We start from the raw sequence: 21334 nt of genomic DNA on the forward strand, positions 1-21334 counted from the left end.
GGCAATTTGCCGCTCGGCGGCAGCCATGAAGGTAACCTTGTCTTGATCCGGGCCTATAGAACTGACGGCAGCGCAGAGGTGATCGGTCCGGATGACGCCACAGGTGATTTCGATGCGTCGATCATCTGGCTGGATCTGATAAGCCCGACGAAGGAAGAAGAGCAGCAGGTCGAGAACCGGCTCGGAATTCCCCTGCCGACCCCTGAGGAACTGAAGGATATCGAACCTTCAAGCCGCCTCTATGTCGAGAACGGCGGGGTCTACATGACCGCCTCGCTGATCTACAAGGTCGAGACCGATCTGCCGCGGCTGACCGATGTGGCGTTCATCCTGCATGGCAAGCGCCTGATCACGATCCGCTATGCCGAGCCGAAATCCTTCGCGCTGTTCAGCGCCAGTCTTCTGCGCGCCAGCGAACAGTGCGCGACCGGGACCATTCTGCTTGGGCGTCTGCTCGAAACGGTGGTGGACCGGACGGCCGAAGTCCTGGAAATTCTGGCGACCCGCCTGGATGCGCTGTCGATTTCCGTCTTTGTCGATCGCAAGGCGGCCAAGCGCCGTCCGCCACGCTTTCTGGAAGACAAGCTGCTCGATATCGCCAGTCATCACCAATTGGTCAGCAAGACACGCGACAGTCTGATTTCCCTGTCCCGCCTGGTCACCTTCCTGCAGTCTCAGCAGGTGGTGCGGCGCGAGGAGGAGGCGGTTGAGCTCTGTCTGGTCGTGGCGCGCGACGTCCAGTCGCTCGCCGAGCACGCCGCTTTTGTCAGCAACAACATCACCTTCATGCTCGATGCTTCGCTCGGCCTGATCAATGTCGAACAGAATGCGATCATCAAGATCTTCTCGATTGCCTCGGTGGTCTTCCTGCCGCCGACCTTGGTCGCCTCGATATACGGCATGAATTTTCATTTCATGCCGGAACTGGACTGGAACCACGGCTATGCATTGGCGCTTGTCGGCATGCTGATCTCCGCCGTCATTCCGTTTCTTTTCTTCCGCTGGAAAGGCTGGCTCTGAAGAGCCTGACATCTTATGGAACATGACAAGACCCATTCTTCGGAAGGTCAAAAGGGCGCGCGAGGGATGTTTTTCCTCGCGCTCGGTTCGGTCGGCGTCGTCTATGGCGATATCGGCACGAGCCCCCTCTATGCCTTTCGGGAAGCACTGAAGCCGATCAGCGAAGGCGGCGTCACCCGTCTGGAAATCATCGGTCTGATCTCGCTGATGATCTGGGCCCTGACCATCATCGTCACCATAAAATACGTGCTGTTCCTGCTGCGCGCCGACAACGACGGCGAGGGCGGCACCTTGTCGCTGCTCGCATTGCTGTCAAAGACCGCCAATGGTCACGGCCCGATCCTGATGGTGCTCGGCCTGATAGGCGCGGCGCTTTTCCTCGGCGATTCCATGATTACCCCGGCACTTTCCGTCCTGTCGGCGGTCGAAGGGCTCAAACTCGTGGCGCCGGACCTGTCCGAATACATCGTGCCGATTTCGGTGGCGATCCTGATCGGCGTCTTTGCCGTGCAGTCGCATGGCACGGCAGCCGTTGCCCGTTTCTTCGGTCCGATCACCGCATTGTGGTTCCTGGTCATGGCCGCCGGCGGCGTCAACCACATCTTCGATGACCTCGGTATTCTTGCCGCGTTCAATCCCTGGCATGCCGTCAGCTTCATGCTGCGCGAAGGCTTCCTCGGCATTGTCGTGCTCGGCGCCGTCTTCCTCACCGTCACCGGTGCGGAAGCGCTGTATGCCGACCTCGGCCATTTTGGCCGCAAGCCCATTCAGTGGGCCTGGTTCGTGCTCGTCTTCCCGTCGCTGGTCCTGAACTATCTCGGGCAGGGCGCGCTGGTGCTGCACAATCCCGACGCCATGGCCAACCCGTTCTATCTGATGTTTCCGCAATGGGCGCTGTTGCCGGTTGTCATTCTGGCGACATTCGCCACCATCATTGCCAGCCAGGCCGTGATCACCGGTGCCTTTTCGCTGGTGCGCCAGGCGATCCATCTGGGCTTCCTGCCGCGCATGCAGATCCTGTTCACCTCGGAAACACATACCGGCCAGATCTACCTGCCGTCGGTCAACGCGCTGCTGCTGGTCGGCGTTCTGGCGCTGGTGCTGTTGTTTGAAAGCTCCGAAGCGCTGGCCACCGCCTATGGCATCTCGGTCACCGGTGCCATGGTCGTCACCACGATCATGGCCTTCGAATTTGTCCGCAAGCGCTGGAACTGGAGCCTGACGACGGCAGTCGCCGCGCTCTTGCCGCTTCTTGCGCTGGAAATGGTCTTTCTCGGCGCAAATCTCCTGAAGATCCATGACGGCGGCTATATCCCGGTTCTCTTTGCCGGCGTCTTCACCATCATCATGTGGACTTGGCGCCGCGGCAACGGCATCCTGTTTGCCAAGACCCGCCACACCGACGTGCCCTTGGCGCCGTTCATCGCCTCCATCGAGCGCAAGAGCGATCATGCACCGGCGAATGTTCCGGGCACCGCGATCTTCCTGACCAGCGATGCCGAAACCGCGCCGGCCGCACTTTTGCACAATCTCAAGCACAACCATGTTTTGCACGAGCGCAACATCATCCTGACGATCAAGACGATCGGCAGGCCGCGCGCGACCGCCGATGAGCGGTTTGTCATCGAGCAATTGTCGGAACGTTTTTCCCGCGTCGAAATCCGTTTCGGCTTCATGGAAAACCAGAATGTCTCGAAGGCGCTGGCCAATCTGCGCCGCTGCGGCTTGAAGTTCGACATCATGTCGACCTCCTTCTATCTCGGCCGGCGCAAGCTGGTGCCGGATGCAAAGTCCGGCATGCCTTACTGGCAGGACCGGCTGTATATCTCGCTTGCCAATGCCGCAGCCGACCCGTCGGACTATTTCCGCCTGCCGGCCAACCGCGTGGTCGAACTCGGCTCACACGTCATCATCTGACGCATTTTCCAGATGACGCATTCAAAGGCCACCGGATGATCCGGTGGCTTTTTCGCGTTCATGCGGGCGAGGTTTTCTCCCCATCAGAGGCGGCGTTAACCATGCATCAAGGTTAATGAGAGATGTTTTTCTAATGTATCTCGCGTCCTTGTGCTGGAGTTTGGTTTGCGTTCCTCATTTCGCCCTTCCAAGAAGGTCTTCTCCCGGCTGGAGACCTGGACCTCGCCTCTGCTCTTCGGCCTTGTCTCCTGGCTCGCCTTCCCGACACTTGCCGCCCAGGCGGATATGGCCGGCCTTCTGGCCGGTAGCGATCGCGGCGCCAGCAACTGGCGCATGGTGCTGACCTCATCGCCGGCAGGCTCCATCCACCAGGCCGAACTGGCATTTTCTGCCGATGAAACGTCGTCGGCCCTGTCCAGTGACACCGGCCTTGTGCTGCCGGACGGCCGCCGCATCGCCTTTGACGGCGGCAAGCAGGCCGCAGATCCGCTGCCGGACGAAATGCGCGTTACCCGCGATTTGAAGAAGGGCAGGGTGATTGCCGTCGAGCAGATGCTGCCACCGCGCGCCTTTTCGGCCGGATCGATATTGAAGCGCACCAGCTCGCTGCTCGACCCGAGGAACCGGGCGACCGAACGCACCGCCTTTGCCCGGGAAAAAACCGCGTCCAAGCCGGTCGAACTGGCGAGCTTCTATTTCAAGCGCAAGGAGCAGCCGGTCGATCCGGCGTTGCCCGCCATGCTGGCGGGTCTGGTGACCAACCGCAATCCGGATGTCCTGGCGACCGCCTATGCGGCGCCGGCGCTCGACTATGCGAGTGTTTCGCCGTTTGATGCGATCCTGACGGAAAAGCAGTCGGCGCGTGGTCGCTTCATGCCCGAGATCGGTCCACAGGATCACGCATGGGCCGCAACCGCATTGCCGGCTGGCGTGTTTTCCGACAAGGAACAGAAATGCCTCGCCGAAGGCATCTACTTCGAAGCCCGGGGCGAATCGGTGAAGGGCCAGGCGGCCGTCGCCCAGGTCATCCTCAACCGTGTCCGCAATCCGCACTATCCGGCAACGATCTGCGGTGTCGTCTATCAGAACGAGGATTGGCGCAATCGCTGCCAGTTTTCCTTTGCCTGCGACCGTATCCCCGACCGCGTGAATTCGCCCGCCCATTGGCGCACAGCCAGGGAAATCGCCATGGCGGTCACCGCCGGCAAGATCTGGTTCAAGGAGGTCGGATCGGCCACCCATTACCATGCCACCTATGTGAAGCCGGATTGGGGCCCGACGATGAAGCGGGTAGACACGATCGGCAAGCATATCTTCTACCGCACCTATGGCGGTGGCTGGAGCTGAGGCGTCCAGGATATCAGCACCGGCGGCTGCTGGACTGAGATTGCGGCGGAGATTCGCGCACTCTGGCGCGGACCGCAGGCGATTTCGTTTTTCGCTGACTTGCTTGTGCCGCAATGTGGCGCGCCACGGCACTGATTATGGCAGATTCTCGCCTCACATCGCGACCAAGTGACACGATTTGCAGGCTGTCATCGGAGTTGATTCCGCAATATCTGATTAAGTTGTTGAATTATCTAGCTTAATTTGTCGTGAACTTGACCCTCATATGCCTTGACTATGCAGGTCCTCAAAATTATGGTGCGGCCGACTTCAAAGCGGGCCTGAAGGGTTTGTCTCCGGCCGTTTCTGCATTCATTTCGGCCACAAACGGCCCTTGGAAGACGGAGCGGGCGTAGAGGATCATGACGGATAACCGGGAAGAAAGTCTGGACGAACGTCGTCGACGACTGGCTGCGGCACTCGCTGTGCGGGACACCAAGGGCAAGGACGAGGAACGCGACGAGATCCGCGCCGAGGAAACCCGCAAGGGTTACGGAATGGCGATGAAGATCTCGAGCGAATTCATCTCGGCCGTCATCGTTGGTGCTTTGTTGGGCTATCTTTTCGACCACTTTGTGGGCACGACACCTTGGGGCATGATTGTGCTGCTGCTCCTTGGTTTCTGTGCTGGCGTGTTGAATGTCATGCGGACCGTGGGAGTGGTGGCCTCGCCCCATCCCGGCGATCGCAAGATGGATTTGAAAAACAAGGGCGAAGACCGCTAGTCGGTTCAAGCCGGACGAAAGTGCCCGCCTTCCGGCGGCAAAAGCGAAAGAGCAGAACGTGTCGAACGATCCTACTCATCAGTTCCTGGTTCAGAAGATTGTGCCGATCGAAATTGGCGGAATTGATTTTTCGTTCACCAACGCCTCGCTGTTCATGGTCGCAACTGTCGCGACCGCTGCCGGCTTCCTGTATTTCTCCACGGCCAATCGCGGCCTGATCCCGACGCGCGTGCAGTCGGTGGCCGAGATGTCCTATGAATTCATCGCCTCGATGCTGCGCGAAGGCGCCGGCAGCCATGGCATGAAATTCTTCCCCATGGTCTTCTCGCTGTTCATGTTCGTCCTGACGGCGAACCTGCTCGGCATGGTGCCATATTTCTTCACCATCACCAGCCAGATCATCGTGACATTCGCGCTCGCGCTCTTCGTCATCGGCACGGTCGTGGTCTATGGTTTCTATAAGCACGGTCTTCACTTCCTAAAGGTCTTCGTGCCGAGCGGTGTCCCCGGCGCACTTCTGCCGCTGGTCGTGGCGATCGAAGTGATTTCGTTCCTGTCGCGCCCGATCTCGCTCTCCGTGCGTCTCTTCGCCAATATGCTGGCCGGACACATCACGCTCAAGGTTTTCGCAGGCTTCGTCACTTCGCTGAGCGCCCTTGGCGCGCTCGGCATCGGTGGCGCTATCCTGCCCCTCCTCATGACCGTCGCCCTGACGGGTCTCGAGTTCCTCGTCGCCTTCCTCCAGGCTTATGTTTTTGCGGTGCTGACTTGCATGTACCTCAACGACGCAATACACCCCGGCGGGCACTAAGGATCAACGACATCGGCGCTCTCGCGCCAGTCAACAGCCGCAAACAACCATCTCGAAGGAGTTCATTCATGGAAGCGGAAGCAGCAAAGTACATCGGCGCAGGTCTGGCTTGCTTTGGCATGGCCGGCACGGCTCTCGGCCTCGGCAACATCTTCGGCAGCTACCTGTCGGGCGCCCTGCGCAACCCGTCTGCCGCTGACAGCCAGTTCGGCCGTCTGGTATTCGGCTTCGCCGTCACGGAAGCTCTGGGCATCTTCTCGCTGCTCGTTGCTCTCCTTCTCCTGTTCGTCGTCTGATAGCGACTACAGTCTGGGATCACGGCGCGCCCGCGCGGCAGCCGTGATCTCGTGCATTTGAGCCTACACCTGGAGGTGAGCATGTTTGTGACCCCCGCCTTTGCTGAGGAAATCCCGGCAGAAGGCCAGCTTCACACCGAAACCGGCGTTGCGCATGACGAAGGTCACGGCAAGGCAATATTCGGACCGTTCGATACCAGCACTTTTGCCTCACAGCTGTTGTGGCTGGTGATCACGTTCGGCATCTTCTACATGCTCATGCAGAAGGTCATCGTGCCGCGCGTTGGCGGTATCCTGGAAAACCGTCACGACCGCATTGCGCAGGATCTCGACGAGGCAGCCCGCCTCAAGTCGGAGGCCGACGCTGCGATTGAAACTTACGAACGCGAGCTGAGCGCGGCCAAGGCGAAAGCCGGCCAGATTGCCTCGGCTGCGCGCGACGAAGCCAAGGTCAAGGCCGACGCGGAACGCGCCGCCATCGAAGCGGATCTGTCCGCCAAGATTGCCGCTGCCGAAGTCCGCATTGGCGAGATCAAGGCCAAGGCATTTGCCGAAGTCGACACGATTGCCATCGACACGGTTGGCTCGATCGTCGAACAGTTGATCGGCGCCAAGGCGACCGCCGCTGACATCAAGGCCGCCGTTTCCGGCGCCGCCAAGCAGGGAGCGTGATCGCCATGCATCTCGACGCAACATTTTTTGCCCTGGTTGGTCTGGTTCTCTTCTTCGTCCTGCTCGCCTACCTGAAGGTTCCGGGCATGATGGCCAAGGGGCTCGACGAGCGCGCTGACAAGATCCGCGACGAACTGGCGGAAGCCAAGCGCCTGCGCGAAGAGGCCCAGCATCTGCTGGCCGAATACCAGCGCAAGCGCAAGGAAGCGGAAGCAGAGGCAGCCGGCATCCTTGCCGCGGCCGAACGCGAAGCCGCTGCCCTGACCGCTGAAGCCCGGCAGAAGACCGAGGAATTCATTGCACGCCGCAATGCGCTCTCGGAGCAGAAGATCAAGCAGGCCGAAACCGAAGCGGTAAATGCCGTGCGCGTGGCAGCCGTCGATCTGGCCATTGCTGCGGCTGAAAAGGTTCTGGCCAAGAAAACCGATGGCGCCGTTCAGGACAACCTGTTCAAGAACGCAGTCGGCGAGGTCAAGTCCCGCCTGAACTGATCACAGGATCAGCATAGAATTGAAAAAGCCGGGCTTGTCCCGGCTTTTTTGTTGCCTACACTATGAAGCGCTGCCGCGGCCGAGACGGAGCCAGACTGGCTCAGCAAGGCGATTGGGACACGCTCGAGCGTCGCGTCATTCGGTGGTGACATCGACTTGCCGCAGCGGCCGAAAGCTCATCCGGTGCAGCGGGCAGGGGCCATGGATGACGATCGCCCCCCGATGCATCGCCGTGCCATAACCGGCGTGCTGTGCGAAGCCGTAGTGAGGATAAACCAGTCCGGCCCGCGCCATCATCCGATCCCGCATGACCTTGGCAAGGATCGATGCGGCAGCAATCGAGACGGATCGGGCGTCGCCCTTGACCACTGCCGTGCCCGAGCAGGAAAGTCCGTCCGGCACATCCTTGCCATCGACCAGCACATGCATGGCGCTCAATTCGAGCCCGGCAACGGCACGCCGCATCGCGTCAAGGCTTGCCTTGCGAATATCCCGCGCATCGATATGGCGGGGCGAAGACGAGGCAATCGCGACGGTGGCCGTTGCCAGGATCTCGTCGTAAAGCCGCTCGCGCTGGGCCGCCGACAGCTTCTTCGAATCGTTCAGTCCCTCGGGGATACGCTTCGGGTCGAGGATGACCGCAGCCGCCACCACAGGCCCTGCCAGCGGCCCGCGGCCGGCTTCGTCGGTTCCGGCAACAGGCCAGAGCCCGCGCCGCCTCGTGCGGCTCTCGATCGAGAAATCAGGCGCCAGCGGCAGATCGGGAAACAGGCTGGGAGAATCGGGTGGCGTGCGCGTTTTCATGCGGCAGAAATCGCACGCGCACCCGATCTCCTGCAAGCCCCTGGTCCCTTCCTCTCGTTGGACGCGAGAGGCCGGGGCGGCTGACCAGGGACACATCCGGCGCGAGGCGGCGGATAACCGCGCCGGAAGACGAAACCCGGGATGAACCGGGAAGCGTGACGTCGAGGCGGTGCCAGCCGCCCGGACATCACGATAGGGAGCTTGCGCCTTGGTGTGGCGCCAGTTTCACAACAGTGCCAGTTTCACAGCAGCGACAACTGCACGCCATGGCTGTTGGGCGACAGGAACAGGTCTTCGCGCAGATGCAGGCTGCGGCGGGTCAGGCCCAGACGCTTCGTTGCCATTTCGAAGCGGCGGCTGATCTGCCAGGCATACGGGCCGGCGCCCTTCATGCGCTTGCCGAATTCGGCATCGTAATCCTTGCCGTCGCGCATCGAGCGCACCAGCGACATCACATGCCGGTAGCGGTCCGGATAATGCTGCAGCAGCCAGTCGCGAAACAGCGGGCTGACCTCGAGCGGCAGGCGCAGCAACACATAGCTGGCCTCCGTCGCACCGGCCGCCTTGCCGCTGTCGAGAATTCGTTCGATCTCATGGTCGTTCAGCGCCGGAATGACTGGCCCTAGCATCACGGCAACCGGGATGCCGGCTTCCGACAGGCCCTTGATCGTCTCCAGCCGTCGCGCTGGCGTGGCCGCGCGCGGCTCCATCAGCCGGGCAAGCTTGCGGTCTAGCGTCGTTACCGAAATGCCGACCTTGGCAAGGCCGCGCTCCGCCATCGACTTCAGGATATCGACGTCGCGCATGACCAGCGCCGACTTTGTGACGATAACCACCGGATGGTTGGCCTTGTCGAGCACTTCGAGGATCTGGCGCATGATCCGCCATTCCCGCTCGATCGGCTGATAGGGGTCGGTATTGGTGCCGATGGCGATCGGCCGCGGCTTGTAGCCCGGCTTCGACAATTCTCGTTCCAGAAGCTTCGGTGCATCCGGCTTGGCAAACAGCCTGGCCTCGAAGTCGAGACCGGCCGAAAGACCCATATAGCTGTGCGTCGGACGGGCGAAACAATAGATGCAGCCATGCTCGCAGCCGCGATAGGGATTGATCGAACGGTCGAAGGGAATGTCCGGTGATTCGTTGCGGGTGATGATGGTCCGCGGCTTCTCGACCTGCACCTCGGTCTTGAACGGTGGCATGTCCTCGAGGCTCTGCCAGCCGTCGTCGAAAGCAACACGTTCGGTCGGCTCGAAGCGTCCGCCCGGATTGAGCGTTGCCCCGCGACCACGGCGCCGGTCGATCTCGATCCGCAGCCCGGAAGAGGTCATCACCGCATCGGCAATATCTGCCGTATTGCCAGGCTGAAAGGCAGCCTGGCCCACAAGAGACAGCTCGTTCATGTTTAGCTCCTTGCGAGGTCAATCAGTCTCGCCGAATGACTATATTCCTACCATCAACAATGAGAACAATGCAAGAACAAAATAGAAAATCGGCCAATCGCAAAGCAGTGGCAAATCTTTGTGCAATGCGATAGAGATAGGCAATGTTGACAGTGATCATGGAATGCCGCGATCAGGAGCCAGAGCTCGCGCAGACGCTGTCGGTTCTGGTAGCCGGCGCCGTGGAAGGGCTTGTGAGCGATGTGATCGTCCTGGACCATGGCTCCAAGGACGGCTCGTCCTTCGTGGCGGATGCCGCAGGCTGCCGCTTTTATCAGCAATGGGACATGAAGGAATTGCTCGGTTCCGTGCGCGGCGAGTGGCTGCTTCTCGTCGAACCCGGAGCCCGATTGACACAAGGCTGGATCGACGAGGTCGCCGAATATGTCGCGCTCAACAAGGTCCCGGCTCGTTTTTCGGAATCACGCGCCTACCGGCTGCCGTTCTATCGCCGTTTGACCCGGTCCCGCCCGCCACTGGAAAATGGCCTGCTGCTGCCCAAGCGCCACGCACAGTCACTGGTCCGCTCGGGCATGGATCTCCAGCATCTGGCCCATGGCCAAAAGCCGCGCCGGCTGGCTTCCGAGATCATCCCGTCCTGGGTTGCCCGCGAAGCGCGGCGGTGACAGCCGTCGGGCCAGATTACTTGGCGCGCGTCAGGTGTTCGTCGAGCCGTGGCATGATCTCGACGAAATTGCACGGCATGTGCCGGTAGTCGAGTTGCAGCTTCAATATACCATCCCAGGCATCCTTGCAGGCGCCGGGCGATCCTGGCAGCACGAAGATGAACGTCGCATTGGCGACGCCGCCGGTCGCCCGCGACTGGATGGTCGAGGTGCCGATCTTGTCATAGGAAATCCGGTGAAACACCTCGGAAAAGCCGTCCATGCGCTTTTCGAACAGCGGTTCCAGCGCTTCCGGCGTAACGTCGCGTCCGGTAAAGCCCGTGCCACCGGTGGTGATCACCACATCGATGGCGTCGTCGCTTGTCCAGGTCTGAACCTGATCGAAGATCGCCGCCTTGTCGTCCTGGACGATGGCGCGCGCGACGAGCCTGTGACCGGCCTCCGCGATCCGGGCGACCAGCGTGTCGCCGGAGCGGTCGTCGTCCAGACGCCGTGTGTCCGATACGGTGAGCACGGCAATGCCTACCGGAATGAAGGGACGGCTTTCGTCGATCCGGCTCATGCTCCGTCTCCTTGCTCGCGCTCATGGGCGACCGTGCGGGTCAGAAGCACATACCACTGTGGCCGATAGGCCGATAGCGCCAGTGCCGCCTTAAGTGCCGCCGCCTCGCTGTCGTAGAGACCGAAGCAGGTGGCGCCTGATCCGGACATGCCAGCAAAGACCGCGAGGCTCTCGCGCAACAGACCACAGGCTTCCGCGATTTCGGGCACAAGCGCTTCGGCCGGTGGCTGCAGGTCGTTGCGAAGCTGCGCGAAGGCCGCGCGCCATGCTTCTGCATCGGGTTCCGCGGGCAGGTCCGCCATCGGCGCATTGTCGCGTCGTTCAAGCCTGCGAAAGATCTCCGGTGTCGAGACCGGCATCAGCGGATTGAGCAGCACCATCGGAAAGGCGGGGAGGGCGAGCGGCGTAATTGCCTCGCCAATGCCCTGTGCCCTCAGCGGAGCCGAGCGAAGGCACATCGGCACATCGGCACCAAGCGACAGCGCAAGGTCTGCCAGCGCGTCTGCGGGCAGGTCCGCCTGCCACAGCCGCATCAGCCCGCGCAGGGTCGCCGCCGCATCGGCCGAGCCGCCACCGATACCGGCCGCAACCGGCAGGTTCTTTTCCAGCGTGATGGAGACCGGCGACCAGGACTGCCCATGCTGATCAAGAACGGCGCGCAAACGGTCGCGTGCCTGGAGAACGAGATTGTCCTCGGGCTTTGCCGGGCCAAGCGAGAGGCTGCGGGCAAAGGGCCCGGCCAATGTCAGGCTGTCGGCCTCCGCCGGCCGGAAGGTCAACTCGTCACCGTCTTCGGCAAAGGTCACCATGCTGTCGAGCAGATGATAACCATCCGCCCGGCGCCCGGTTACATGCAGCGCGAGATTGACCTTGGCGCGCGCGGTCTCCTCGACCGGGGCTCTCGCCGGATCGTCGAGACCGTTCATCGGATCAGGTCTTCTTGTCGTCTTTCTTCGGCGCGTCGACCGGCTTTTGATCGATCTTGGCGGCATCGGCTTCGACGGGCGGCATGCCCTTGTCGATCTTCGCCTGGATCTTCGGCACTTCTGCCTCTTCCGGCTCGGAGGCCAGTGCGCGTTTCCACTGATAGGTGGCCTCGAGCTTGCGGCCAACGCGCCAGTAGGCGTCGCCCAGATGGTCGTTGATCGTCGCGTCGCCGGCGCGCAGTTCCGCTGCCCGCTCCAGTTCGGCCACCGATTCGTCGAAACGTCCGAGGCGATAGTAAGCCCAGCCGAGCGAATCGACGATATAGCCGTCATCCGGCCGCAGATCGACGGCCTTCTTGATCATCTCCAGGCCTTCCTGGAGATTGCGGTTCATGTCGACCCAGGAGTAGCCGAGGTAGTTGAGAACCTGCGGCTGTTCCGGGTTCAGCTCCAGCGCCTTGCGGAAGTCCGGCTCGGCTCTGTCCCACCTCTTCAGCCGTTCATTGGCGATGCCGCGCTGAAAGAAGATCGACCAGTGGCTCTTGACCGGCGATTGGCCGATAACCTCGACAGCCGTATCGTAATTGGCGGCCATCGCCGCATAGTCCTTGGCCTCGGACAGCACGCTGCCATAGGCGAGATAACTGCGCACATCCTTCGGATCGGAGGCAATCAGCCCCTGCAGATGCTTGCGCGCGTCGTCAACCTTGCCGGTTTCCGCCAGCGTCAGGCCGAGCTGCAGTTCGGAGATCCGCCGCATCGGCGAGGTTTCCGGCACCTGGCGGTAGAATTCGATCGCCTTTTCCGGCTGCTCTGCATTTTCCGCAATGCCGCCGAGCAGGACCAATGTATCGGCCGCTTCCTTGTCCAGCGCGTGTGACAGCTGCAGATAGAGCATCACCGTGTCTTCGGCGCCTTCGCGGTTGAGCGCGCCACCGATGGAAAACAGCACGCCGGCTGCGCCCTGGGCTGCAGTCTCGACCATAGGCTTCGGCTTGCCGCCGGCTTCGATCTCGTCGCGCAATGCCTTGAACGGTGCGTAATTGTTGATCAGTTCGTCACCGGCCGCCAGTGCATCCAGTGCCTTCTGCCTGTTGCCGGCATTGGCTTCGAGCGTCGCCAGTGCAATCACTGCCCGGGCAAAGGTATCCGGCGCGGTCGCGCCGCCGCTGCGGTCGATCAGCGTGTCGGTCAGTGCCTTGCGGGCCGCATCGTCATCGCCGGTCAGGGCGGCGATCACGCCCACATTGTAGTTGCGGAAGATCGCATACCAACTTGGCCCTTTCAGACCCTTGACCAGATCGAGCGCTTCCTTGCCCTTGCCTTCGCCGACCTTGGTCCAGGCCACCAGCAATTCGTTCATCAGCCGGTCGAGGTCGTTCGGACCTTCGTATTTGAAGCTCTTCAGTGCGTCGTCATAGCGTCCATCGCGGATCGCCTGGAATCCGAGCGCAACGGAGGTCACCCGCTCGACGGCGGGATCGTTTTCCAGTTCCTTGGCGAGCTTGGCGCCTTCGTCGAAATCGCCGTTCATGATCAGGGCGATCATCAGCCGCTGCTGGATATCCAGCTCATTCGGCGAAAGCTCGAGTGCCTTCTTGTAGAGCAGGATGGCATTGGCGTAGTCGCGGTCGGCTTCTGCCGTGCGGGCAGCCAGAAAGGCGCCGGCAAAGCTGTCCACGCTTTCAAGGTCGAAACTCTCTGTTTCTGCCGGTTTTTCCGGCGACGCCGCGAAAGCAATCGGGGCTTGGAAGACGCTGAGAAGCAGCGCCAGTGCAGTGCCGGCGAGAAAACGAGTGGCGGGACTTTGCCGCATGAACGAGCCTTTCAAGAACCGATAAAGTGCGCAGGTCATTCTTATATGGGAACGACGCGCGATGATTCACCCATAGAATGGCTTTTTTGAAGCGGACCCGCAAGGCAATCGGCCCATACGTCACAATTGCCCGGGTCAGTTCACCCGGGCGATGCAGAAGTCGATCACGTCGTTGAGCGCGTCTTTCCACGGCGTTTCCGGCAAGGGTGCCAGCGCATCGCGGGCGATCGTACCGTAATGCTGCGCCCGCTGGATCGTTTCGCTGAGTGCACCATAGCGGCTGATCAGCCCCAGGGCCTTTTCGAGCCGGGCGTCGTCGTTCTGGCCGCCTTCGATCGATTCCCGCCAGAAGTCGCGTTCGGTGGATGTACCGCGGCGGTAGGACAGGATCACCGGCAGGGTAATCTTGCCTTCGCGGAAATCGTCGCCGACATTCTTGCCGAGATCGGCAGCCTTGCCGCCGTAGTCCAGCGCGTCGTCGACCAGCTGGAAGGCGAGGCCGAGATTCATGCCGTAGGATTTCAGCGCATTGCGCGTCGCCTTGTCAGTCTGGGCGACGATCGGTCCGACTTCGGCAGCCGCTGCAAACAGCGCGGCCGTCTTGGCCCGGATCACCGACAGATAGTCGTCTTCGGTGGTCTCCATGTTCTTGGCGACGGACAGCTGCAGCACTTCGCCTTCGGCGATCACCGAGGCCGCCGTCGACAGCACGTCGAGCGCATCGAGCGAGCCGACATCGACCATCATCCGGAAAGCCTGGCCGAGCAGGAAGTCGCCGACCAGAACGCTGGCCTGGTTGCCCCAGATGGTGCGCGCCGTCGATTTGCCACGCCGGAGATCGCTTTCGTCGACCACGTCGTCATGCAAAAGCGTTGCCGTGTGCATGAATTCGACCGCGGTCGCCAGCTTGATGTGATGCTCGCCCTCGTAGCCGAACATCGAGGCGGTCGCCAAAGTCAGCATCGGCCGCAGCCGCTTGCCGCCCGATGAAATCAGGTGGTTGGCGACTTCCGGGATCATCTGAACGTCCGAGCCCGCCTTCGACAGGATCAGCTGGTTCACCCGTTCCATGCCGCTTTTGGTCAGGTCCACCAAGGGCTTGATGGAAGCCTGTTTGTTTTTGTTTTCCTCAAGCGGTATGACTACGCCCAACGCACCGGACTCCTGTTCAATTCTGTCTCGACAATAAAAAGCCGCGGCACCCTCGGCAAGGGGCGAATTGTCCCGGAACGGTAAAGAAGAAGGTTTTCTGGATAAAATGCACGAGATCATCCGTTCGAACGACATTGTCCTTCTCTCCTTTGCCGAAAGCCTGATGCGCGATGCCGGGATCTCCGTGATGATAGCCGACCAGCAGATGAGCATTCTTGAAGGATCGCTGGGCATGCTGCAGCGCAGGCTGCTGGTCGATTCAGACGAGGTCGATCAGGCACGGCGGATCCTGACGGATGCGGGCCTTGCGGCCGAGCTGAGAGACAACGAGGCCTGAAGCCCGATGTTGCTCCAGCCGACCACCGAAACAATCGACGCCTTTCACCGCGGCCGCTTCCATCTGGTCCAGCCGCGCGGCCGGGGCCACAGGGCTGGTATGGATGCGATGCTGCTTGCATCGCTGGTGTTGCAGGACGGTCCATGTCGTGTGGCGGACCTGGGGGCGGGGGCGGGTGCTGCCGGATTTGCCGTGGCCTCGCGCCTGCCGGGTGCCGCAGTGGTGCTCGTTGAACGCTCGGCGGACATGGCGGAATTTGCCCGCAAGAGCCTCGCACTGGTTGAAAACGCACAATTCGCCAGCCGTATATCGGTTCTCGAAACGGACGTCACGTTGACCGGTCGTGCCCGGTTTGCCGCCGGCCTTGGTGATAACAGTTTCCATCATGTGATCATGAACCCGCCGTTCAACGATGCCAGCGACCGTCGGGCGCCGGATGCCTTGAAAGCCGAAGCACATGCGATGACCGAAAATCTGTTCGAAAGCTGGATCCGAACCGCTGGCGCCATCGCCATGTCCGGTGGACAATTGTCGCTGATCGCGAGGCCGCAATCGATCGCCGAGATCATTTCCGCCTGCGACCGCCGCTTCGGCGGCGTCGAGATAACCGCCATCCATCCGCGGCCGGGCGAAAACGCGACGCGCATTCTGGTGACCGCGATCAAGGGGTCGCGGGCGCGTCTGCAATTGCGCGCGCCGCTTTTGATGCATGACCGCGAAGACAGCCATGCCTTCGCGCCTCTCGTCGATGACCTGAACAACGGCCGCGTCGGCTACGTCCGCCTGCGTTGATCGTGCGTCGCCCGAATTTTGCATGCAGCCATTGCGTTTGGGGGCCGGCGTCTTACATCTCGACAAGGTTTTGACAGGTAGGAGATAGTGCGTCCATGGCAGATTTTTTGAAGCGGCTGGTGCCGAAACGCTTCCGCAAGCAGGGGACCGTCATCCCTGTCGTGCGTCTGCATGGTGCAATCATGAGCGGTGGCTCAAAGTTCCGGCCCGCGCTTAATCTTGCCAGTGTCGCGCCGCAGCTGGAAAAGGCCTTCGCCATGAAGGACAGTCCGGCCGTCGCTCTGTCGATCAATTCTCCCGGCGGTTCGCCGGTCCAGTCGCGCATGATCTTTGACCGTATCCGCGCCCTTGCCGAAGAGAAGAACAAGCGCGTCCTCGTTTTCGTCGAGGATGTGGCTGCGTCGGGCGGTTATATGCTCGCGATTGCCGGCGACGAGATCATTGTCGACGCGACCTCGATTGTCGGCTCCATCGGCGTGGTCTCCGGCGGCTTCGGTTTCCCGGAGCTTTTGAAGAAGATTGGCGTCGAGCGCCGCGTCTATACCGCTGGCGAAAACAAGGCGATCCTCGATCCCTTCCAGCCGGAAAAAGAAGGCGACATCGAATATCTCAAGACCCTGCAGCTGGAGATCCACGAGATCTTTATCGACATGGTCAAGGCTCGGCGCGGCGTGCTTCTGGCCGACGATCCGACCTTGTTCTCCGGCCTGTTCTGGACAGGCCGTCGCGGCGTCGAACTTGGCCTTGTCGACCGGCTCGGCAATATGCGCCAGGAAATCAAGACGCGGTATGGCAAGGATGCCAGGCTGGAACTGATCAGCGGTTCCAAGAGCCTGTTCGGCAAGCGCGTGACGGGCGTTGATGCCTTCGGTTCCATCGACCAGATTGCTGCTCAGGCCGTGTCGGGACTTGCCGACACACTTGAGGAAAAGGCATTGTGGTCGCGCTACGGTCTTTGACCTCGGCACGACAACAATAAGATGCGACGGGGCGAGGGGATATGGCGCAACTGATATTTTTCGGCCTGCTGTTCGGCGGCGGCTGGCTGCTCTACCGGAAATTTGTCAGCGATGCGGAAAGGCTGGCAAAGAAGTCTCGTGCAGCCGAGAAGGAGCGCGAGACCGGCGCCATCGGCACGCTGATCCAGGACAAGGAAACCGGCGAATACCGGGTGAGGCGCGAAGACGAATAGTCTTGGCCTGCGAGAGGGGTGCCTGCGTTTGGCCGAAGTCTTGAGGATTACCGATGGCAGATGAAGCGCAGCCTGATGATGCAACCGTGCTTCAAGCACGCGATCATTGGAACAATGTCTATCGTCACAAGGCCGAAAACGAAGTCAGCTGGTATGAGGAGCGTCCCGATCTGTCCGTGTCGCTGTTGCGCTCGGCCGGCATCGGTCTGGAAGCGGCCGTCGTTGATGTCGGTGGTGGAGCCTCGGCACTGGTGGATGCCCTGATCGGCGCCGGACAGGCCCATGTCACGGTAGTTGACCTGTCCGCTGCCGCTCTCGATCGCGCCCGACAACGCCTGTCAGGTGCGAGCGGGATCGACTGGGTCGTCGCCGACGCGCGCGCCTGGAGACCTGAGCGGCATTTCGACGCTTGGCACGACAGGGCCGCATTCCATTTCCTGACCGAAACCGGCGACCAGAGCGCCTATGTCGCCGTTTTGAAATCAGCGCTGCTGCCCGGAGGCGTGGCGGTTATCGGCACGTTTGCGCCGGACGGACCGGAAAAATGCAGCGGTCTCCCGGTTGTCCGTCACGACGGCAAAAGCCTGCAACGGTTGCTCGGTCCCGATTTTGATCTGCTCGGCAGTATCAGCCATGAGCATCATACGCCGTGGGGATCGGTGCAAAAATTCCAGTTCAGCACATTCCGCCGGCGCGGCACGCTTTGATTCCACGCGTTTCGCTCCGGCCCGACGTCTTGAGTTGCCGCGTGTTTCGCCCTATTTTGCCAATCAATTGATCAATATGCCGGGCGGAGAAGCAAAGGCTCTTCTGCCGGCTGGTGACGATGGCCTCGAAGGGGTAGCACTATTCGCACGCAGGAATTCCTCAAGACCGGCGGAGAGGCTGCAAATGAAATTTGCAGTTTTGATTGGGCCTCGACCGAGTTGGGGCCGATCGATCATTGGCCGCAGTCGCTGAAAACCACGCTCCGACTTGTTCTCTCTTCTGGTCAACCCATGTGTTTCTGGTGGGGTGACGACCTGCTGCAGTTTCACAACGATGCCTATATGCCGATGCTGGGCAAGCGCCAGCCTGCGATTGGCAAGCCGTTCAAGGAGCTTTGGGCCGATGTCTGGGAGGACGTGCTTCCTTTCGTCCGCAGTGCTCTTGCCGGCAAGGGCACCTGGATCGAAAACCTGCCGCTTATCATGACCCGCAACGGTTACGAGGAGCAGACCTATTTTACCTTTTCCTACAGTCCGCTCCATGACGATGCCGGTGATATCCGCGGCATCTTGAATGTCGTCACGGAAACGACAGGGGCAATGAGGGATCGCGAGGCCCTCGAACAGGCTTATGCCGGTGCAACGAGCCATATCCTTGAGCGCGAACAGCATGAGCAGGAACTCAAGCTTCTCAATCGCGAACTCGCCCACCGGATGAAAAACACCCTGGCGATGGTCCAGTCGATCATCAGTCAGACCCTGCGCGGCGCCTCGTCCCTGTCGGACGCGGCCTCGACGATATCCGCCCGCATTCAGGCGCTGGCCAAGGCACAGGATCTGCTCACCGGCATGAGCGTGACGGCAGCCGAGGTGTCGGCGATCGCCAATGCCGCCGTCGCTCCCCACAGCGACAGCGAGACGCGCTTCCAGATGCAGGGTCCGAACGTTTTTCTGTCGGCGCAACAGGCGCTTGGCCTGTCGTTGGCCATTCATGAGCTGGCGACCAATGCGACCAAATACGGTGCCCTGTCCTCGCCGGGCGGGCGTGTCGAAGTCAGTTGGGCCCGGCAGGGGGAGGAGGGCTTCTTCTTTGACTGGCGCGAAAGCGGTGGTCCGCCGGTCAGGGAACCGAGCCGTCGCGGCTTCGGCTCGAGGCTGACGGAGCGCGTTGTCTCGGACCTGTTCAAGGGCGAGGCAAAGATCCACTTCCTGCCGGACGGCGTGATCTTCTCGCTCAGCGGCCGGTTGAACCAGGCCGCCGATCTGGATCGCTAGGCCGCAATCGCGCGCGGGCGCCGGCAATCCTCTCCACATGCTTGACCCGTCAGCTCCATCGTGGCACCAGACGGGCCACGCATTTTTAGCCAAGTTCTGGACGATATCCCATGACCACGTCTCTTGCCCCGCATATGGACCCGAAGCGTTCCTTCCAGGCGCTGATCCTGACTTTGCATGCCTATTGGGCCGACAAGGGCTGCGCCGTGCTGCAGCCCTACGACATGGAAGTGGGCGCGGGCACGTTCCATCCGGCAACGACGCTGCGTGCGCTGGGCCCAAAGCCCTGGAAGGCTGCCTATGTCCAGCCCTCGCGTCGTCCTTCGGATGGTCGCTACGGCGAAAACCCCAACCGCATGCAGCATTACTACCAGTATCAGGTCATCCTGAAGCCCAATCCGTCCAACCTGCAGGAGCTGTATCTTGGCTCTCTCAAGGCCATCGGCCTCGACCCGCTGCTGCATGACGTGCGCTTCGTCGAGGACGACTGGGAAAGCCCGACGCTTGGCGCCTGGGGTCTCGGCTGGGAATGCTGGTGCGATGGCATGGAAGTTTCGCAGTTCACCTATTTTCAGGCCGTCTGCGGCATCGACGTCTCGCCGGTCGCCGGCGAACTGACCTATGGCCTCGAGCGCCTCGCCATGTATGTTCAGGGCGTCGACAACGTCTACGACCTGAACTTCAATGGCCGCGAAGGCGAAGAGAAGATCTCCTACGGCGACGTCTTCCTGCAGGCCGAGCAGGAATATTCCCGCCACAACTTCGAATTCGCCAATACCGAGATGCTGCATCGCCACTTCATAGATGCCGAGACCGAATGCAAGGCGCTTCTCGCCGCCGGCGCTCCGTCGGACAACGACAACCAGCGCCTGCACAAATGCGTCTTCCCGGCATACGATCAGTGCATCAAGGCAAGTCATGTCTTCAACCTGCTAGATGCCCGCGGCGTGATCTCGGTCACCGAGCGCCAGAGCTATATCCTGCGCGTGCGCACGCTCGCCAAGGCCTGCGGCGAGGCGTTTCTGCTGACCGATGCCGGCGGTGTGAATTTCGGCAAGGTGGCCTGATACAAGGCTATGTGACGCTGCCCTCAGGCGGCGTCGTTGCGCTCGAGAGACAGTCGGAAACCCAGGGCGTTGACCACTTTTTGCACCGTCTGGTATCGCAGCTTCGATCCGGATTTCAGCCCTTTGTAAAGGCTTTCCCGACCAAGGCCTGAAAGCTCGGCTATCTGCGACATGCCCCTGGCCTTGGCGACATGCCCCAAGGCTGTAATAAAAACGTCGGGATTTTCGTCTTCGATCGCCAGTTCCAGATATTCAAGCATCGCCTCGGGGTCGTCGAGGTAATCAGCGATCTCAAATTTTCTGGTTACGGTCATGTTCGCTTCTTTCATAGGCTACCAGCCATCGCGATGGCCTTCTTGATGTCCCGTTTCTGCGAAGACTTGTCGCCGCCGATCAGAAGCAGGTAAACGGTAACGCCACGACGGGTATAATAGACCCGGTACCCTGGCCCGTGGTGGATGCGCATTTCGAAGACGTCTGCGCCCACCGGTGCACAGTCGCCGAAATTACCCTGTTCTGCCGATGTCAGCCGGGCAAGAATTCGAAGCTTGCCTGTCCGGTCCTTGAGTGACCGTAGCCATTCGTCGAAGGATTCCGTTTTTTCAAGCGTGTCCATCAGAATTGTATCCAATCGGATACGGTTTTTCAACAGAGTTGCGCCACTCCATTTTCGTCTGCTCCGCTCTTCAATAAAGCGTCGTTTGCTTTAAGGTAACCGTCAACAACTGGGGGTCTATGTATATGTTCACGACGCTTGCCATTATTGCCGCCATCGCCGCCTTCGTCGTCTTGATCTATAACGGCCTGGTGAAAGCCCGCCAGATGGCCGAAGAGGCCTGGTCGGGCATCGATGTCCAGCTCAAGCGCCGTGCCGACCTGATCCCCAACCTGATCGAGACGGTCAAGGGTTATGCCGGCCATGAAAAGGGCACGCTGGAAAGCGTCATCGAATTGCGCAACAAGGCCCAGGCCGTGCCCGCCGGCGATGTTGCAGGTCGTGCCGCCGCAGAAAGCCTTCTTGGTGCTGCCCTCGGCAAGATCGTCGCCCTTGCCGAAGCCTATCCGGACCTGAAGGCCAACGAGAACTTCGTCGAACTGCAGAAGTCGCTGGAAACCATCGAAGGCGAAATCCAGATGTCGCGGCGTTATTACAACGGCGCCGCCCGCGACCTGAACGTCAAGGTCGAGACCTTCCCCAACAATCTCGTTGCCGGCCAGTTCGGCTTTTCCAAGAAGCCGTATTTCGAGATTGCCAACGAGGCCGACCGTGCGGTACCGACGGTCAAGTTCTGACGTCTGCCCGCAGACGCACCCATCGAGA

Annotated in this window: 25 protein-coding genes; 17 read left to right on the forward strand and 8 right to left on the reverse strand. The window is 60.9% G+C overall.

Annotated features, from left to right (window positions below; genetic code table 11):
- The first annotated feature begins 78 nt into the window (after positions 1-78).
- From GVK95_RS04135 to GVK95_RS04170, 8 genes are all read left to right on the forward strand, one after another.
- Positions 79-1020 carry a magnesium transporter CorA family protein gene (locus GVK95_RS04135; RefSeq protein WP_244618662.1) on the forward strand — a complete coding sequence of 314 codons (942 nt, stop codon included), beginning with the start codon at positions 79-81 and terminating at the stop codon, positions 1018-1020.
- Between the two features lie 15 nt (positions 1021-1035).
- Positions 1036-2937, forward strand: coding sequence for a potassium transporter Kup (locus GVK95_RS04140; RefSeq protein WP_159946816.1), 1902 nt, complete (start codon positions 1036-1038; stop codon positions 2935-2937).
- 165 nt (positions 2938-3102) lie between these two features.
- Positions 3103-4284 carry a cell wall hydrolase gene (locus tag GVK95_RS04145; RefSeq protein ID WP_159946817.1) on the forward strand — a complete coding sequence of 394 codons (1182 nt, stop codon included), beginning with the start codon at positions 3103-3105 and terminating at the stop codon, positions 4282-4284.
- A gap of 401 nt (positions 4285-4685) precedes the next feature.
- On the forward strand, positions 4686-5048 hold the full coding sequence (locus GVK95_RS04150) for an AtpZ/AtpI family protein (protein WP_159946818.1): 363 nt from the start codon (positions 4686-4688) through the stop codon (positions 5046-5048).
- A 58-nt stretch (positions 5049-5106) separates the two neighbouring features.
- Entirely contained in the window at positions 5107-5859 is a 753-nt protein-coding gene (locus tag GVK95_RS04155) for a F0F1 ATP synthase subunit A (protein WP_159946819.1), read from the forward strand.
- A 68-nt stretch (positions 5860-5927) separates the two neighbouring features.
- A complete protein-coding gene (locus GVK95_RS04160; RefSeq protein ID WP_110789738.1) occupies positions 5928-6155 on the forward strand; it encodes a F0F1 ATP synthase subunit C in 228 nt (75 codons plus the stop codon).
- 81 nt (positions 6156-6236) lie between these two features.
- Complete coding sequence (locus GVK95_RS04165) at positions 6237-6827, forward strand: F0F1 ATP synthase subunit B (protein WP_159946820.1); 591 nt, start codon at positions 6237-6239, stop codon at positions 6825-6827.
- Positions 6828-6832: 5 nt separating this feature from the next.
- A complete protein-coding gene (locus GVK95_RS04170) occupies positions 6833-7318 on the forward strand; it encodes a F0F1 ATP synthase subunit B (protein WP_159946821.1) in 486 nt (161 codons plus the stop codon).
- Between the two features lie 135 nt (positions 7319-7453).
- Here GVK95_RS04170 and GVK95_RS04175 read toward each other — a convergent pair whose 3' ends face one another.
- Positions 7454-8122 carry a ribonuclease HII gene (locus tag GVK95_RS04175; RefSeq protein WP_159946822.1) on the reverse strand — a complete coding sequence of 223 codons (669 nt, stop codon included), beginning with the start codon at positions 8120-8122 and terminating at the stop codon, positions 7454-7456.
- A gap of 242 nt (positions 8123-8364) precedes the next feature.
- Positions 8365-9522: a PA0069 family radical SAM protein gene (locus GVK95_RS04180; RefSeq protein WP_159946823.1), complete on the reverse strand. Its 1158-nt coding sequence runs from the start codon at positions 9520-9522 to the stop codon at positions 8365-8367.
- Positions 9523-9665: 143 nt separating this feature from the next.
- Between GVK95_RS04180 and GVK95_RS04185 the strand changes: the two genes are divergently transcribed.
- A complete protein-coding gene (locus GVK95_RS04185; protein ID WP_007597658.1) occupies positions 9666-10187 on the forward strand; it encodes a hypothetical protein in 522 nt (173 codons plus the stop codon).
- 16 nt (positions 10188-10203) lie between these two features.
- Here the strand turns inward: GVK95_RS04185 and moaB are convergent, their stop codons facing one another.
- From moaB to GVK95_RS04205, 4 genes are all read right to left on the reverse strand, one after another.
- Complete coding sequence (gene moaB / locus GVK95_RS04190; protein WP_159946825.1) at positions 10204-10749, reverse strand: molybdenum cofactor biosynthesis protein B; 546 nt, start codon at positions 10747-10749, stop codon at positions 10204-10206.
- A complete protein-coding gene (locus GVK95_RS04195) occupies positions 10746-11675 on the reverse strand; it encodes a 4-(cytidine 5'-diphospho)-2-C-methyl-D-erythritol kinase (protein WP_159946827.1) in 930 nt (309 codons plus the stop codon). The genes moaB and GVK95_RS04195 overlap by 4 nt, the downstream gene beginning before the upstream one ends.
- Positions 11676-11679: 4 nt before the next feature.
- On the reverse strand, positions 11680-13491 hold the full coding sequence (locus GVK95_RS04200) for a tetratricopeptide repeat protein (protein ID WP_159946829.1): 1812 nt from the start codon (positions 13489-13491) through the stop codon (positions 11680-11682).
- A gap of 135 nt (positions 13492-13626) precedes the next feature.
- Positions 13627-14643, reverse strand: a complete 1017-nt coding sequence (locus tag GVK95_RS04205; protein ID WP_159946831.1) for a polyprenyl synthetase family protein — start codon at positions 14641-14643, stop codon at positions 13627-13629.
- A 106-nt stretch (positions 14644-14749) separates the two neighbouring features.
- Between GVK95_RS04205 and GVK95_RS04210 the strand changes: the two genes are divergently transcribed.
- The 7 genes from GVK95_RS04210 to GVK95_RS04240 all read left to right on the forward strand — a co-directional run bounded on the left by GVK95_RS04210 (position 14750) and on the right by GVK95_RS04240 (position 20013).
- Positions 14750-14980 carry a DUF2007 domain-containing protein gene (locus GVK95_RS04210; RefSeq protein ID WP_159946833.1) on the forward strand — a complete coding sequence of 77 codons (231 nt, stop codon included), beginning with the start codon at positions 14750-14752 and terminating at the stop codon, positions 14978-14980.
- 6 nt (positions 14981-14986) lie between these two features.
- Complete coding sequence (locus GVK95_RS04215; protein WP_159946835.1) at positions 14987-15772, forward strand: methyltransferase; 786 nt, start codon at positions 14987-14989, stop codon at positions 15770-15772.
- A 95-nt stretch (positions 15773-15867) separates the two neighbouring features.
- Positions 15868-16731: a S49 family peptidase gene (locus GVK95_RS04220; protein ID WP_159946837.1), complete on the forward strand. Its 864-nt coding sequence runs from the start codon at positions 15868-15870 to the stop codon at positions 16729-16731.
- A 41-nt stretch (positions 16732-16772) separates the two neighbouring features.
- Positions 16773-16964 carry a hypothetical protein gene (locus GVK95_RS04225; protein ID WP_159946839.1) on the forward strand — a complete coding sequence of 64 codons (192 nt, stop codon included), beginning with the start codon at positions 16773-16775 and terminating at the stop codon, positions 16962-16964.
- A gap of 53 nt (positions 16965-17017) precedes the next feature.
- Positions 17018-17671, forward strand: a complete 654-nt coding sequence (locus GVK95_RS04230; protein ID WP_159946841.1) for a class I SAM-dependent methyltransferase — start codon at positions 17018-17020, stop codon at positions 17669-17671.
- A gap of 291 nt (positions 17672-17962) precedes the next feature.
- Positions 17963-18946, forward strand: a complete 984-nt coding sequence (locus GVK95_RS04235; protein ID WP_159946843.1) for a PAS domain-containing sensor histidine kinase — start codon at positions 17963-17965, stop codon at positions 18944-18946.
- 110 nt (positions 18947-19056) lie between these two features.
- A complete protein-coding gene (locus GVK95_RS04240; protein ID WP_200844196.1) occupies positions 19057-20013 on the forward strand; it encodes a glycine--tRNA ligase subunit alpha in 957 nt (318 codons plus the stop codon).
- Positions 20014-20036: 23 nt separating this feature from the next.
- On the opposite strand, the gene GVK95_RS04245 is transcribed toward GVK95_RS04240, so the two are convergent.
- Together GVK95_RS04245 and GVK95_RS04250 are read right to left on the reverse strand one after the other, a co-directional pair.
- A complete protein-coding gene (locus GVK95_RS04245; protein WP_244618634.1) occupies positions 20037-20342 on the reverse strand; it encodes an addiction module antidote protein in 306 nt (101 codons plus the stop codon).
- Positions 20339-20629: a type II toxin-antitoxin system RelE/ParE family toxin gene (locus GVK95_RS04250; protein WP_159946845.1), complete on the reverse strand. Its 291-nt coding sequence runs from the start codon at positions 20627-20629 to the stop codon at positions 20339-20341. Before GVK95_RS04250 ends, GVK95_RS04245 begins: the two co-directional genes overlap by 4 nt.
- Positions 20630-20754: 125 nt before the next feature.
- On the opposite strand from GVK95_RS04250, the gene GVK95_RS04255 reads away from it, so the two are divergent.
- Positions 20755-21306: a LemA family protein gene (locus GVK95_RS04255; protein WP_159946847.1), complete on the forward strand. Its 552-nt coding sequence runs from the start codon at positions 20755-20757 to the stop codon at positions 21304-21306.
- Positions 21307-21334 lie beyond the last annotated feature (28 nt).

It is taken from the genome of Rhizobium sp. 18065 (genome assembly GCF_902706095.1).
Taxonomy (GTDB): domain Bacteria; phylum Pseudomonadota; class Alphaproteobacteria; order Rhizobiales; family Rhizobiaceae; genus Allorhizobium.